Origin of the sequence: Olivibacter sitiensis DSM 17696 (assembly GCF_000427965.1) — a bacterium.
In the GTDB taxonomy this organism is placed as follows: Bacteria; Bacteroidota; Bacteroidia; order Sphingobacteriales; family Sphingobacteriaceae; genus Olivibacter; species Olivibacter sitiensis.
Genome location: NZ_ATZA01000004.1, coordinates 82,128 through 97,281, shown reverse-complemented (window position 1 = coordinate 97,281; position 15,154 = coordinate 82,128). Strand labels below are relative to the sequence as shown.

Below are 15,154 nucleotides of genomic sequence, written 5' to 3'. Positions count from 1 at the left end.
GAGCTAAAAGCTAAAAGACTAAAGCGGAAAGCTTTGGTCTTTAGTCTCTCAGCTTTAACCTTAAAGAGCTATGTCTTACAAAAAGGATAATAAAATAAAGAGCAACTTCACTTCCATTACCGTTAGTTTGTCTTCTCCAGAAGCGATTCTGGAGCGGTCGAGCGGGGAAGTGTTAAAGCCAGAAACGATTAACTATCGTACCTATAAACCTGAACGTGATGGTTTGTTTTGCGAGCGTATTTTCGGTCCTGTAAAGGACTATGAATGTCATTGCGGGAAATACAAACGTATTCGTTACAAAGGGATTGTTTGTGACCGTTGCGGGGTAGAAGTGACTGAAAAGAAAGTGCGCCGTGAGCGTATGGGACATATCAATTTGGTGGTTCCCGTAGCGCATATTTGGTATTTTAGATCTTTGCCCAATAAGATTGGTTATCTACTGGGCTTGCCAACGAAAAAGTTGGACATGATCATTTATTACGAGCGCTATGTGGTGATCCAACCAGGTATAAAGGAAGAAGATGGCATCCAGTATATGGACTTCTTGACGGAAGAGGAATATTTGGACATATTGGATACCTTACCTAAGGAAAACCAATATTTGGATGATAGGGACCCGCAAAAGTTTGTTGCAAAGATGGGAGCCGAAGCATTGGAAGAATTGCTTATGCGCCTAGATTTGGATCAACTTTCTTATGATTTGCGTCATCAAGCCGCAAACGAAACTTCGCAACAACGTAAGAACGAAGCTTTGAAGCGCTTGCAAGTTGTAGAGGCCTTCCGTGGCTCGCGCGATCGTATAGAAAACCGTCCTGAGTGGATGATTGTTAAGATTGTTCCCGTTATCCCTCCCGAGCTGCGTCCTTTGGTGCCATTGGAAGGTGGGCGTTTTGCAACTTCCGATTTGAACGACTTGTATCGTAGGGTTATTATCAGGAATAACCGTCTAAAGCGGTTGATCGAGATTAAAGCTCCCGAAGTAATTCTACGTAACGAAAAGCGTATGCTTCAAGAGGCCGTTGATTCCCTATTCGACAATTCTCGTAAAGTGAACGCTGTGAAAACGGAAGGAAACCGTGCCTTGAAATCTCTATCAGATATCCTGAAAGGTAAGCAAGGACGTTTCCGTCAGAACCTATTGGGTAAACGTGTGGACTATTCTGCCCGTTCCGTTATTGTCGTGGGACCGAGCTTGAAGTTGCATGAATGCGGGTTGCCAAAAGATATGGCCGCCGAGCTTTACAAGCCATTTATCATTCGTAAAATGATAGAACGTGGCGTGGTGAAGACGGTAAAGTCTGCAAAGAAGATTGTGGATCGCAAAGACCCTATCGTATGGGACATATTGGAAAATGTATTGAAAGGACATCCTGTATTGCTCAACCGTGCTCCTACGTTGCACCGTTTGGGTATACAATCCTTCCAGCCTAAATTGGTAGAAGGTAAGGCTATTCAATTGCACCCATTGGTATGTACGGCTTTCAACGCCGACTTTGACGGTGACCAGATGGCGGTTCACTTGCCGTTAGGCAATGCGGCTGTTCTGGAAGCGCAAATATTGATGCTGGCCGCGCATAATATCTTAAACCCAGCAAATGGTACTCCTATCACCGTACCATCTCAGGACATGGTATTGGGGCTTTACTATATTACCAAAGGGCGCAAGACCGATGCAGGTCGCGTGGTGAAAGGAGAAGGAATGACCTTTTATTCTCCCGAAGAGGTGATTATTGCATACAATGAGAAGGAATTGGACTTGCATGCCTTTATAAAGGTAAAAACGGATGTATTGGAAAATGGGCAAATCGTAAAGCGCATTATCGATACGACTGTAGGCCGAGTGCTTTTCAATCAACTTGTGCCTGCCGAAGTGGGTTATATCAATGAGCTGCTGACCAAGAAATCGCTGCGGGATATCATTGGTAATGTGGTGAAGATTACTGGTATGGCCCGTGCCGCCCAATTCTTGGATGATATCAAAGAACTTGGATTCCAGTTTGCCTTCCGTGGTGGATTGTCGTTCAACCTTCAGGATCTGAACATTCCAGATGCGAAAGCTGGTTTGATAGATCAAGCTACCAAGGAAGTAGAAGAGGTGATGAATAACTATAACATGGGATTCATTACCAATAACGAGCGTTACAATCAGATCATCGATATTTGGACTCGTATCAATAACCGTTTGACAGCAAATGTGATGGATATTTTATCCAATGACAATCAGGGCTTCAATTCGGTATATATGATGCTTGATTCCGGCGCACGTGGTTCTAAAGAGCAGATCCGTCAGCTTTGCGGTATGCGGGGACTGATGGCCAAGCCGCAGAAATCTGGTTCTTCGGGAGGTGAAATTATCGAAAATCCGATTCTTTCCAACTTTAAGGAAGGCCTTTCTGTATTGGAGTACTTTATCTCCACGCACGGTGCACGTAAGGGGCTTGCCGATACGGCTTTGAAAACAGCCGATGCTGGTTACTTGACACGTCGTCTGCATGATGTGGCACAAGATATGATTATTACGGAGCCAGACTGTGGTACTCTAAGAGGTATCTACACCACTGCCCTCAAAGATAATGAGGACATTGTAGAACCCTTGCACGAACGTATTTTGGGTCGTACATCACTTCATGATGTCTATCACCCAGTGACGAACGATTTATTAATTGCTGCTGATGCGGAGATCACCGAAGAGGTAGCACTTCATATAGAAGAAGCGGGTGTTGAAGGAGTTGAAATCCGTTCTGTCTTGACTTGCGAAAGTCAACGTGGCGTTTGTGCCCTATGTTATGGACGCAACCTGGCATCAGGTAAACGTGTTCAAATGGGTGAGGCTGTAGGTGTGATAGCTGCTCAGTCTATTGGGGAACCAGGAACGCAGTTAACATTGCGTACTTTCCACGTAGGAGGTACGGCCTCTAACATCGCTGCCGAATCGCAAATTATAGCTAAATATGACGGTGTCGTTGAGTTTGAGAACATGCGTTATGTTGAGCGCGAAACGGAAGATGGGCAGGTACATATAGTATTGGGACGTTCTGGTGAGTTTAAAATCCTAGATCCCGAGACCCGTAAGGTATTGATGACGAATAATGTGCCTTATGGTGCTTATTTGTACATCAACGATGGGGATAAGGTGTCTAAGGGAGACAGGATATGTTCATGGGATCCGTACAATGCCGTTATTATCTCTGAATTTGCCGGTAAGGTCGAGTTTGAATCCGTAATAGAAGGTATCACTTTCCGCGAAGAGTCCGATGAACAAACGGGCCACCGTGAAAAGGTGATTATCGAAACACGTGATAAAACGAAGAACCCTGCTATTAAGGTTTTGGACGATAATGGGGATGTCATACGTACCTATAACCTTCCCGTGGGAGCGCATATTTCCGTTGATGATCATGCCAAGGCTCGCGTCGGTGAGATTGTCGCCAAGATTCCTCGTTCTGCTGGTAAGACACGAGATATTACAGGTGGTCTTCCCCGTGTTACCGAACTTTTTGAAGCACGTAATCCGTCTAACCCGGCTGTAGTAACCGAAATTGATGGTGTTGTAACCTTGGGTGGTGTGAAACGTGGTAATCGGGAGATATCCATTGAGTCTCGTGATGGTCAGGTGAAAAAGTACTTGGTACCTCTCTCCAAGCATATTCTAGTACAGGACAATGACTTTGTGAAGGCCGGTATGCCTTTGTCCGATGGCTCTATCTCACCTGCCGACATATTGGCTATCAAGGGGCCAGCCGCCGTACAAGAGTATTTGGTAAATGGTATCCAAGAAGTTTATCGTCTTCAAGGTGTGAAGATAAACGATAAGCACTTCGAAACCATTGTACACCAAATGATGCAGAAAGTAATGATCGAAGATCCGGGAGATACCCGTTTCTTGGAAAAAGAAGCGGTGAGCAAATGGGATTTCAAAGAGGAAAACGATTATATATACGATAAGAAAGTAGTGACCGATGCTGGTGATAGCAATACGTTAAAGGCTGGACAAATCGTGTCTTTGCGCAAATTGCGTGAGGAAAACTCCAGCTTGAAACGTCGTGACTTAAAGCTAGTACAAGTACGTGATGCAGTTGCTGCGACTTCTAGTCCTATGCTGCAGGGTATCACTCGTGCATCCTTGGGAACTAAATCGTTCATCTCTGCGGCATCCTTCCAGGAAACGACTAAGGTGCTCAATGAAGCGGCTATTTCTGGTAAGAGAGATGACCTATTAGGGCTTAAGGAAAATGTAATCGTAGGGCACCTAATTCCATCTGGAACGGGATTGCGTAATTACGATCGTATTATCGTTGGCTCTAAAGAGGAATACGACCAGCTGATGGCTTCAAAAGAAGAAGCTGAAGTTGAATAAGCATTTTTCTGTAGCTAGATAAAAGCTATCAATAGATACTAAGCCCTACAATAGCAATGTTGTAGGGCTTTTATTTTTCTCATAGAATGAAAGAGGGGCTATCTTTAATAGCGGAGTTTTTTAATTTTTTTGTCTAACAATAGTATCTTCGTCCTAACAAATCTTTTTCGTATCATGGAAGAACAAGTAAACAATCAATTAAATATAGAACTTTCAGAGGAGGTTGCCGAGGGCATATATTCCAATCTGGCAATCATCACCCATTCCAATACAGAGTTTGTGGTAGATTTTATCCGCGTGATGCCCGGGATCCCCAAGGCCAAAGTGAAGTCGCGTATCATCTTGACTCCTGAACATGCCAAAAGACTGTTTAAGGCTTTTCAAGACAACATAGCCAAATTTGAGTCCATTAATGGGAAGATTGATACTCGTGACGAGCCTCCCTTTCCCATGAATTTCGGAGGCTCTATGGGCGAAGCTTAATTTCAGGTTTTAGATGGCTAGACTGAATTTTGAAGGCAGGTGGGTGCTGATTACTGGCGCCAGTGCAGGTTTAGGCAGAGAAATGGCTATGCAGCTCGCTATTAATTACGGCGCTAACCTGGTATTGATAGCTCGTAGGGGAGACAAGCTCGAGGAATTGAAAACTGCTATCTTGGAAAGGTGTTCGGTAAGTGTGCTTTGCATACCCTGCGACTTATCGGATTTGCCTGCCTTTGAGCGGCAATTGGATGCCGTGCTCGATAGTGTACCTCTCTATGCGGCGATACTTAATGCGGGCATGACATATTTTGGGCGCCATCTCGACATGGAGTGCGGTATATTGGGCTCAATGCTTGATTTGAACGTAAAGAGTGTGGTAATTGCCACCAATAAGTTAGTGAACTACTTTGAAATGCATGAGAAGGAGGGTGGACTGATGTTGGTGTCGAGTATGGCCGCTCAGTTTCCAACTCCCTATCAGGCCGTATATTCTGGGACGAAAGCCTTTTTGTTGAATTTTGGATTAGCACTTGGACAGGAATTGCAAAACAAGCGTTTTTCTATTATGGTATATTTGCCCAGCGGAATTGCTACTGACATGACTTCGGGCGAAAAATTCTCTAAATTGAAGGGTTTTTTGATGCCCGTTACACAAGTGGCGCAGGAGGGGCTGGATGCTTTCTCCAGAAAAAGAAAATGGTGGATCCCGGGGGTGTGGAATCGGATAGGCGCCCGGTTTTCTTGGTTTATTCCCCGAAAATTGGTTCTTAAGCGCATGGCAAGGGTTTATCAGGCATCTCTTTTGGCTGCGGAACAACAAAAAAAGGATATCTAAGTAGATATCCTTTACATCACAGGAGTGATCATCTGCTAGTCAAACCATTTCAGTACTTCTTCTTTGGACGGCAATGGTTCTTCTATTTTTGCCTTTTTGCGTAGCCCCCCCAAGTCGTTAAATACTTTGTTGGGATTTGCTCCTTTTAATGCTTCAATGGTTGTAAGCCCCATTTTTTGAAGTAGCGGAACCCAGGTTTTCGGAACGCCCTGTTTTTCATAATCCTCTTCCGATGCTGCACGAACTACTTTTTCGGGTCTCATTTGTGGGAAGAAAAGGACATCCTGAATGCTGGCCTGACTGGTGAGCAACATGGCCAATCGATCAATGCCTATCCCGATGCCAGAAGTTGGTGGCATCCCATATTCAAGCGCACGTAGGAAATCATAATCGATAAACATCGCCTCGTCATCACCTCGTTCCATCAGTTTGAGTTGGTCTTCAAATCGCTTTAACTGATCGATAGGGTCATTCAATTCGGAATACGCATTTGCTATTTCCTTACCATTGATCATTAGTTCAAAGCGTTCTACAAGGCCCTCCTTACTACGATGTTTTTTCGTGAGCGGGCTCATTTCTACGGGATAGTCAGTGATAAAAGTAGGCTGTATGTAATGCTTTTCGCACTTTTCGCCAAATATTTCATCTATCAGCTTACCTTTTCCCATGCTGGGATCAACAGGGATTTCCAGTTTTTTGCACACATCCCGAAGTGCTTCTTCGTCCATTCCGCTCACGTCAAAGCCGGTATGCTCTTTTATGGCATCATATATAGGCACTCTTTTGTAGGGGGCAGCAAAGTCGATTTCCTTGTCGCCCACTTTCACGGTAGTCTTGCCATTAGTAGCCAAGGCGATTTTTTCGAACATTTGCTCGGTGATATTCATCATCCAAAGGTAGTCCTTGTATGCTACGTAAAATTCCAATACCGTAAATTCAGGATTATGCGTCCTATCCATACCCTCATTCCGGAAATTTCGGCTGAATTCATAGACCCAGTCATAGCCACCTACAATAAGCCGTTTTAGGTACAGCTCATTGGCAATGCGAAGGTATAGCGGTATATCCAGGGCATTGTGGTGCGTGACGAAAGGACGAGCCGCCGCTCCGCCAGGTATACTCTGCAATACGGGGGTATCTACTTCAAGAGCTCCCCTTTCGTTGAGGAAATCTCTGATTGCGGTTTTGATCTTGCTAATTTTAACAAATGTTTCCCTTACCTGTGGGTTTACCACCAAATCCACGTAGCGTTGGCGATATCGAAACTCTGGATCTGTTACGGCATCGAACACTTTGCCTTCCGCTTCTTTGACTACGGGCAAGGGTTTGAGCGATTTGGACAGCAAGACGAGTTCTTGCGCATGGATGGATATCGTTCCCGAGTTGGTAGTAAAGACGAAACCTTTCACGCCAATGAAATCGCCTATATCCATTAATTTTTTGAATACGGTATTGTAGAGGGTCTTGTCTTCCGAAGGACACAATTCATCTCTATTGAGGTATATCTGGATGCGGCCAGTAGCATCCTGAAGCTCCACAAACGAAGCGCTTCCCATTACCCGTCTGCTCATCATTCTGCCTGCAATGGATACCTGTTTGTAATTTAGCTTATCTCGTTCGTAATTTTCGTGAATATCCTGTGCCGTGACATTGACGTCAAAAGCCGCTGCCGGATAAGGGTCGATTCCCAATTTTATCAATTGGTTCAATGCCTCACGGCGTTGTAATTCTTGTTCTGATAATAAACTGCTCATCCTGGTTTTATTTGGGGCAAAAATAGCTATTAGATTACGATAATAGAAGGTTTTGCAATAGATAAAACAGCTGACCTCATTGGATGGATAAATCATGAGGGGATGTAGCGTATTCCCAAGAGAATCCGTTCTATATGCAAAAAGGCGAAATATAGAAACTGAAGGATGTTTACTTGCATGTTCGTACTACAGCAATGTCGTCTAGCCTCATGCGCAATAAGTTGAATGGTTCGGTTTGTTGCGGGGGTGTAAGATTGAAATTGTATTTTTGTTATCCTGAATCCGTGTTGTGAGGTGAAGATTAGAGTTCTATGCTTCTATGATTCACGGAAAAGGTTGTGTAAAATAGGCTGCTGTAGTGAATTATCGATTGGGTGTAATAAAGAAGACGAAGGTACTGTCATTGGAAAGTGCTTTGGCCTCCTGTGCCCAAGTAGGTGATGAACGTTCTAAGGCTTTTCTATATAAGAGGTATTACGGCTATGTAGCGGCCGTGGTGCGCAGGTATGTGAAAAATGATTTTGATCTTGAAGAGTTGGTGAATGAAACCTTCGTAAAAGCATTTTCGAGCATAAATAGATTTAACCGCTTGGGGGAAGAAGACGCGCTGGACAAATCATTTCGTGCATGGCTTGCACGTATTGCAGCCAATAAGTCGATAGATTTGCTTAGGGCGCAGAAGCCTACGTTGAATTTGGATGAAGTAGGCGAATATGAAGTGCAGCCCGTAATGGTAAATGTCCAAGATGACTTGTATGCGGAAGATATTCTGAAACTGTTGGAGATGCTACCAGAGATACAGCGGTTGATTTTTAACATGTTTGAGATAGAAGGGTATTCGCATGAGGAGATAGGCAAGGCATTGCAAATCCCTGACAGCACTTCTAGAACATATTTGACAAGGGCAAAACAAAAGCTGAGAAAATATTATTTGGAGACTTTTGTTCAGAAGACTTCTTAAAATTAAAAAAAATTATAGTTTTCATTTTTGATGAAAAGCAGGCAAAAAAAAGAACTTATTGAGCACATGGTGGAGCAGCTCCGCGGACACCAATTACCTTATAAAGAGGGTGCATGGGAGCGTTTTGCGCAAGGGCATGGAGACTCTCCTAAGGCGTCGAAACCGGTATTGTGGCGTTATGCTGCGAGTGTGGCGGCAGCAATTTTATTGGGTTTTGGTTTGTTTATGTGGTATGATGCACCTAAAGAAATCGATGATCAGTTTGTTGCGATAAACAGTCCAGACAAGGAGAAGCATGCAGACAAAGGTGGCAATAGCCTGGATAAAGAAGAGCATGCTTCGAAAGGTAAAGGCCAGGATCAGGACGCTGAAGGAAATCGGGCTGTGAATGGGGATGGAATAGAACGAGGCAATAACAAGAAAAAAGCGGAAAAAGAACAAAGTCTAAGTGCTAGACTACTGGCCGTCAATAGCCCACAGAGACATGTGGTGTCCGAGAACTCCATTTCTGATGAATTGCTGGAGAAAAAGGTCAACGATATTGAAGGCGGAGATATTTGGAGCCCAAACAAGGAACAGCTGGCCACTGCCGATATAGCAGCAAAGGAAGACAGCAATTATGTTGGTTCAAAGGAGGAAGTGGAAAATACTTTAGCCGATGCTAGCGTGAGTGGAAAATCCTCTTTAGAAATGATGTTGGAAAAAGATTCATTTCAAGAGGATAGAAGCATGGTGTCTGTGAACAAGGCCGATAAAAGTAGGAAGTGGGGCTTTGGCGTAGTGGTATCGCCAGTTATGACTGAAGAGAAAGTGAATCTTGGGGGTGGGGTAACTTTGGCTTATCAAATAAGCGATAAGTTATCTGTAGGGTCTGGCTTATCCGTGGTGGATTTGAACGTGGCTAACAACAGTGTTAACGGAAGTAATAGCAGGCAGGTTTTGATGAATGCTGCCGCTCTAGAGGATAGCAGGTTGGAATCGAAAACAATGGCTGTGGTTGGGCAAAAGGAATTGACATCCATAAGTTCCAATGTAATTGGTTTGGATATTCCCATCGATTTCAAATACAATCTAATGCGGAATCTGTATGTAGGTGCAGGCGCTTCCGTATTTACCGTGCTTAGGGAAAATAGGTTTAATAATTATGTTTCCCAGTTTGACAATAGTCAGGTGGTCCTTGCTCAGGGATTGGCTTATAATAGTGTGCCGGAAATTAGGACGGTCAGAACTACTGAATCTACTGCTGAGACCCCATTAAAGGAAAGTGGATATTCGACGTTTTTGAATTTTTCCGTAGGACAGAAAATCCCTTTGTCAAGCAGAATAGGCCTATCCGTGGAACCTTTCTATAAATTGCCGGTTGGTAGGATCAATAATCAAAACATGAACTTCCAGTATGGTGGAGTGCGTATTGTCACATCCTTTTAGATCGCTTATAAAGGGAGCGTAAATACAAAAGTGGGGAGCTGGAGGATTCTATTTTTGCTTTCAAACAATTGGAACTATGACGCCATATCCTTATGGCCATTTATTCTTGTAAAGAAAAATTTTCGTCACAAGGGCATTGCTCCATCATTGCTAAGGCATGAAATGATCCATTGGAGGCAGCAGCTGGAACTTCTGGTATTGCCATTTTATCTTCTCTATTTTTTTGAGTGGCTACTAAAGCTACTTTTCTACCGCAGTTGGCATAAGGCGTATAGATCGATCAGTTTTGAGCGAGAAGCGTACCTATTTGAGCATACATCCACCTATCTGAAAGATAGGTCTCCCTTTGCATTCGTCAAGTTCATTTTTAAGTAAAAAATCAATTTGGAAGGCCCTAATAGGGCTAGCGTAATCTATCAGCCGACTTTATTAGAGCGATGTCTCTCTTGATATTTTGTATAGCTAAGATAAGAAATACGATATGGACAGGTACTAGAAAGGTGCCCAGATCCATATGGCTGATCTGTAAAGTCATTCCCACATTATTGAGCGCACTGCTGGTGGCAAAATACATCCACATGGCCAGCAATACACTGAGTGCGATACTGACGTAAGCCAACTTGATCTGTAGCGGTCTGTTTTTATATTGAAAAATGGTATATAGTGGAAGTAATGCTATTAGTAAGGTGTACAATGCCATCATGATGAAGCTAAATCCATGTGTCGTGGTGATTTTTCCACTGTCGACCTCAAATTTGGAGATGCCATATACGTTCACCTCAAAATATTGGCTGCTAAGGCCCGTTTTGGCAAATGGAAAAATAAACAAAGCAAATAATAGTAGGCTGGCGATTAATAACCAAATTGTTTGTATGCGCTGTATCATGCTGTGAAAAAGTGAAAAAGTAAAAAATTTAAAGAGGCTGTCTAAAAAGGTCCACTTCGTCATCTCGACTTCGCTCGAAATGACGAAATCTAATGCTTTTTAGACAGCCGCTATCGTTTACAGGGCAAATATAAATGAATTGTCTTGCTTAATAACAAGGTATTAACGAAGAAATTGCCAGATAGTTTTTTCGGGATGCTTTGCGTTCGCTTCTTGTGGCAGCGGGAATTTGTATATTTGCCTTGTGAATGAGAAATCGCAGAGATACTTTATTGAAATTGCTTATGACGGCACACGCTATCATGGATGGCAGATTCAGGAGAATGCCGTAACCGTACAGCAAAAACTCAATGGAGTATTGCGTACTCTTCTAAAAAGGGATATAGAAACGATCGGTTGCGGCCGTACAGATACTGGGGTACATGCCCGTTGTTTGTACGCTCATTTTGATAGTCCTGCTGGAGAAATAGATGATCTGAACCGTATTTTGCATTCCATTAACGCATTGTTGCCGCCCGATATTGCTGCAAAAAGTCTGTTTCCCGTTGCCAGCGATGTACATGCCCGATTTGATGCCATAAGCCGATCGTACGAGTATCATGTGCATGCAGGAAAGGATCCTTTCCTTAGCGGTTATTCCTGGCAATTGAGAGAACTTCCAGACATGGAGCGCATGAACGAAGCCGCTGCGGTCTTATTGGAGTATGAGGATTTCAGCTGTTTTAGCAAGGCCCATACTCAAGTGTTTACCAATAATTGCCTTGTCTCCAGGGCAAAATGGGAGCCCTTGGGTGAGCAGCGTATGGTTTTTTATATTAGCGCCAATCGCTTTTTGCGCAATATGGTACGAGCTATAGTAGGGACATTGATGGATATAGGAAATGGTAAGTATCTGCCATCGCACATGAGGACTGTGATAGAAAGCAAAAACCGAGGAGTGGCAGGAGCCTCGGTACCCGCTTGTGGTCTATATCTCAGTGAAGTGGAATATCCCAAAGAAAAAGTACACATTGGATAGGTATGGGTAAAGCACAAGAATCTAAGGTTTCTGGAAATACCTATGACATGCAGCTGTTAAGGCGCATGTTGCGCTATGTGAAGCCGTATCGGCATATTTTTGTATGGTCTGTTATACTCACGGTCTTGATAGCTTTTTTGGCACCGGCGCTACCCATGTTGGTTGAGTATACCTTAGATAACTATATATTCCGCTCCGATTACCAGGGGCTTTATACCATGATGGTTTTAATGGTCGTAATACTTTTGCTGCAGACCTGTGCCCGCTACTACCACACTTTGCTGACCAATACTTTGGGACAATCGGTGATTCGAGATTTACGTATTGCCACATTCAACCACATCAGTCAACTTCGCCTTAAGTATTTTGATAGAACACCTATCGGGAGGCTCATTACGCGCACTGTTTCCGATTTGGAGACCATCGCGGATATCTTTTCTGAGGGCTTAATTCAGATTATCGGCGATGTTTTACAGCTGATCGTGATTATGGGCGTAATGTTTTATACCGATTGGCGCTTGACCTTGATTGTGCTTATTCCTATGCCTTTGATGGTTGCCGCTACCTATGTGTTTAAAGAGGCTATGAAATCGGCCTTTCAAGACGTCAGGCATTGGATTTCCAATCTGAATACCTATCTTCAGGAACATATTTCCGGCATCAGTATTATCCAGTATTTTGCTCGTGAAGAGCAAGAGATGCGCAAGTTTAAAGAGATAAATGCAGAACATCGAAATGCGCATATTCGATCAAATTGGTACTTTTCCATTTTTTTTCCGGTTATTGAGGTCATTATGGCCATCGCTCTGGGGCTGTTGGTCTGGTATGGATCTGGTTCTATTTTGGAAGGACGGATCAGCCCGGGCGTTGTCGTTGCGTTCATCATGTACATCAATATGATTTTTAGGCCCATTAGGGAATTGGTTGACAAATTCAACACCTTACAAATGGGTATGGTAGGAGCGGAGCGCGTGTTTAGCGTATTGGATACCAATGAATTTACGGCCAACAATGGAAAATACCAACCCACGGATGTGTCGGGAGCGATTTCTTTTAAGCATGTATGGTTTGCATATGACGAAGAGAAATATGTGCTGAAAGATTTGAATTTTCATGTCAAGGCGGGAGAAACGCTTGCTCTGGTAGGAGCAACCGGGGCTGGAAAATCCTCCACCATTAATATCCTCAGTCGTTTTTATGAGATCAACAAGGGAGAGGTTTTGCTTGATGGGGTAGACATCAGGTCATATGAGCTTGGCTATTTGAGGAGGCATATCGCAACTGTACAGCAGGATGTCTTCTTGTTTTCTGATAGCATTGCCAATAACATTAGTTTGTATGATCCTTCTATCACGAGGCAGATGATTGTGGAGGCTGCCAAGCGGGTGGGAGCGCATGAGTTTATCATGCGACTTCCCGATGGCTATGACTATCAGGTAAAGGAACGTGGCAGCACTTTGTCCGTGGGGCAAGCACAGTTGATTTCATTTGTACGGGCATTGGTTCGCAATCCGCGTATACTCGTGCTTGATGAAGCCACCTCGTCCGTCGATACCGAAACAGAACTGCTGATCCAGAAATCTATAGAAGCCTTAATGGAAGAGCGTACGGCAATAGTCATAGCACATAGACTTTCTACCATTCAAAAAGCCGATAAGATTATTGTATTGGATCGTGGCGAGATTAAGGAAATGGGCAGCCATCAAGAACTACTGCAATTAAACGGTTTGTACAAACGGCTTTATGACTTGCAGTTTCAGTCTGCGGGAGTGTAAACGTAGAATTGTTGCTCCATGATTGGCAACCAGTCGATGTGGTGAAGCGCAACAATGTTCATACTGCTCTTGTCTTAGGGAGATATCATATAGTTTTATTTATTATATTTAGCCAAAGGTTTTTGAAAAATTAATGTTCCTTTTGAAATCAAATTAGTATGTTTGTGGTCTATAAATATTGACCAATGAGTGTATTAGTAAATAAAGATTCGAAAGTTATTGTTCAGGGATTCACTGGCAACGAAGGAACGTACCATGCGTCACAAATGATAGAATACGGTACCAATGTGGTTGGGGGTGTAACACCTGGCAAAGGTGGACAAACACATCTCGATCGTCCTGTATTCAACACGGTACAAGATGCCGTAGATGCTACGGGTGCGGACGTTTCCATCATTTTTGTGCCGCCTCCCTTTGCTGCTGATGCCATTTTGGAAGCCGCTAGCGCAGGTATAGGAGTGATTGTTTGTATTACCGAAGGCATACCTACCAAGGATATGATTGCTGTAAAGCAATATCTTCAAGGTAAAAACTCACGCCTCATCGGGCCAAATTGCCCGGGAATCATCACAGCAGGTGAGGCAAAAATAGGCATCATGCCTGGTTTCATTTTCAAGAAAGGAAATATCGGTGTAGTTTCCAAGTCTGGTACGCTTACTTATGAGGCGGTAGATCAAACCGTAAAGGCTGGGCTGGGCATCACTACTGCTATAGGTATTGGTGGGGATCCCATCATTGGTACCACAACCAAGGAAGCTGTAGAACTGCTCATGAACGATCCAGAAACCGAAGGTATCATCATGATCGGCGAGATCGGCGGAGGTATGGAAGCAGAAGCAGCGCGTTGGATCAAAGAACATGGTACGAAACCGGTAGTAGGTTTTATCGCTGGACAGACAGCGCCTCCGGGACGCAGAATGGGACATGCTGGTGCCATAGTGGGTGGAGCGGATGACACCGCTGCAGCCAAAATGAAGATTATGTCCGAATGCGGCATACGCGTTGTTGCGTCTCCGGCAGAGATTGGTGTGGCAATAGCTGAGGAATTGTCTAAGGTGAAAGCCTAGCGCTATAAAAAGAAGTTTGTATAGGTGATATTAAGCCCAGCATGTTGCCTGGGCTTTTTTTTGTAATAAAAAATGGTTAGGTTAGTCTTGTTTTTATGGTTTACATCACTCTGCTTGGTAGCGTGTGGACAAACCAAAGGGAAAAAAGAAGTGTTACAAGGTGGGGGAAGCTCCAGTAATAAGGAAGAACACATGACTGAACAAAAATTCAATAAATTGACTCCTGAGGAGTCATATGTCATAGACCATAAAGGAACCGAGAGGCCTTTTACGGGTTCGTTGTTGAGCAACAAGGTGAAAGGTACTTACATATGCAAAAAGTGCAATGCACCTCTTTATCGTTCTGAAGATAAATTTGAGTCGCATTGCGGATGGCCCAGTTTTGATGATGAGATAGCGGGAGCGGTAAAGCGTATTCCCGATCCAGATGGCATGCGTACAGAAATTGTATGTGCTAATTGTGGTGGGCATTTGGGACATGTTTTCTTGGGAGAGGGGTTTACGAACAAAGATACTAGGCATTGCGTCAATTCTATCTCGATGAAATTTGTGTCGGATAAAAAATAGTTTTTTTAGCATTAAATGACGTT

11 protein-coding genes are annotated in these 15,154 nt (G+C 43.6%); 9 read left to right on the top strand and 2 right to left on the bottom strand.

Annotated elements, in window-relative coordinates; genetic code table 11:
• Positions 1–70 precede the first annotated feature (70 nt).
• The 3 genes from rpoC to A37S_RS0103750 all read left to right on the top strand — a co-directional run bounded on the left by rpoC (position 71) and on the right by A37S_RS0103750 (position 5,675).
• Positions 71–4,357, top strand: a complete 4,287-nt coding sequence (gene rpoC / locus A37S_RS0103760) for a DNA-directed RNA polymerase subunit beta' (protein WP_028295828.1) — start codon at positions 71–73, stop codon at positions 4,355–4,357.
• 174 nt (positions 4,358–4,531) lie between these two features.
• On the top strand, positions 4,532–4,840 hold the full coding sequence (locus tag A37S_RS0103755; protein WP_028295827.1) for a DUF3467 domain-containing protein: 309 nt from the start codon (positions 4,532–4,534) through the stop codon (positions 4,838–4,840).
• Positions 4,841–4,853: 13 nt separating this feature from the next.
• Entirely contained in the window at positions 4,854–5,675 is an 822-nt protein-coding gene (locus A37S_RS0103750; protein WP_028295826.1) for an SDR family NAD(P)-dependent oxidoreductase, read from the top strand.
• Positions 5,676–5,710: 35 nt separating this feature from the next.
• On the opposite strand, the gene lysS is transcribed toward A37S_RS0103750, so the two are convergent.
• Entirely contained in the window at positions 5,711–7,429 is a 1,719-nt protein-coding gene (gene lysS / locus A37S_RS0103745; RefSeq protein ID WP_028295825.1) for a lysine--tRNA ligase, read from the bottom strand.
• Between the two features lie 358 nt (positions 7,430–7,787).
• Here lysS and A37S_RS0103740 point away from each other — a divergent pair, with 358 nt between their 5' ends.
• On the top strand, positions 7,788–8,390 hold the full coding sequence (locus A37S_RS0103740) for an RNA polymerase sigma factor (protein ID WP_157278395.1): 603 nt from the start codon (positions 7,788–7,790) through the stop codon (positions 8,388–8,390).
• Positions 8,391–8,420: 30 nt separating this feature from the next.
• On the top strand, positions 8,421–9,818 hold the full coding sequence (locus A37S_RS0103735) for a hypothetical protein (protein WP_028295823.1): 1,398 nt from the start codon (positions 8,421–8,423) through the stop codon (positions 9,816–9,818).
• Between the two features lie 403 nt (positions 9,819–10,221).
• Here A37S_RS0103735 and A37S_RS0103725 read toward each other — a convergent pair whose 3' ends face one another.
• Positions 10,222–10,704, bottom strand: coding sequence for a DUF4293 domain-containing protein (locus A37S_RS0103725; protein ID WP_028295821.1), 483 nt, complete (start codon positions 10,702–10,704; stop codon positions 10,222–10,224).
• A 244-nt stretch (positions 10,705–10,948) separates the two neighbouring features.
• Between A37S_RS0103725 and truA the strand changes: the two genes are divergently transcribed.
• The 4 genes from truA (at position 10,949) to A37S_RS23525 (ending at position 15,131) form a co-directional block, all read left to right on the top strand.
• Entirely contained in the window at positions 10,949–11,722 is a 774-nt protein-coding gene (gene truA / locus A37S_RS0103720) for a tRNA pseudouridine(38-40) synthase TruA (RefSeq protein WP_028295820.1), read from the top strand.
• Positions 11,723–11,724: 2 nt separating this feature from the next.
• Positions 11,725–13,497 (top strand): ABC transporter ATP-binding protein, encoded by a 1,773-nt coding sequence (locus A37S_RS0103715; RefSeq protein WP_036601141.1) that lies wholly within the window; start codon positions 11,725–11,727, stop codon positions 13,495–13,497.
• Positions 13,498–13,682: 185 nt separating this feature from the next.
• Positions 13,683–14,564, top strand: coding sequence for a succinate--CoA ligase subunit alpha (gene sucD / locus A37S_RS0103710; RefSeq protein ID WP_028295818.1), 882 nt, complete (start codon positions 13,683–13,685; stop codon positions 14,562–14,564).
• 72 nt (positions 14,565–14,636) lie between these two features.
• On the top strand, positions 14,637–15,131 hold the full coding sequence (locus A37S_RS23525) for a methionine-R-sulfoxide reductase (RefSeq protein WP_028295817.1): 495 nt from the start codon (positions 14,637–14,639) through the stop codon (positions 15,129–15,131).
• The last annotated feature ends 23 nt before the right edge of the window (positions 15,132–15,154 follow it).

Bases quoted from the DNA above. Each gene is read 5' to 3' on its own strand.
- rpoC (WP_028295828.1), top strand. From the start codon at position 71: ATGTCTTACAAAAAGGATAATAAAATAAAGAGCAACTTCACTTCCATT.
- A37S_RS0103755 (WP_028295827.1), top strand. From the start codon at position 4,532: ATGGAAGAACAAGTAAACAATCAATTAAATATAGAACTTTCAGAGGAG.
- A37S_RS0103750 (WP_028295826.1), top strand. From the start codon at position 4,854: ATGGCTAGACTGAATTTTGAAGGCAGGTGGGTGCTGATTACTGGCGCC.
- lysS (WP_028295825.1), bottom strand. From the start codon at position 7,429: ATGAGCAGTTTATTATCAGAACAAGAATTACAACGCCGTGAGGCATTG.
- A37S_RS0103735 (WP_028295823.1), top strand. From the start codon at position 8,421: ATGAAAAGCAGGCAAAAAAAAGAACTTATTGAGCACATGGTGGAGCAG.
- A37S_RS0103725 (WP_028295821.1), bottom strand. From the start codon at position 10,704: ATGATACAGCGCATACAAACAATTTGGTTATTAATCGCCAGCCTACTA.
- A37S_RS0103715 (WP_036601141.1), top strand. From the start codon at position 11,725: ATGGGTAAAGCACAAGAATCTAAGGTTTCTGGAAATACCTATGACATG.
- sucD (WP_028295818.1), top strand. From the start codon at position 13,683: ATGAGTGTATTAGTAAATAAAGATTCGAAAGTTATTGTTCAGGGATTC.
- A37S_RS23525 (WP_028295817.1), top strand. From the start codon at position 14,637: ATGGTTAGGTTAGTCTTGTTTTTATGGTTTACATCACTCTGCTTGGTA.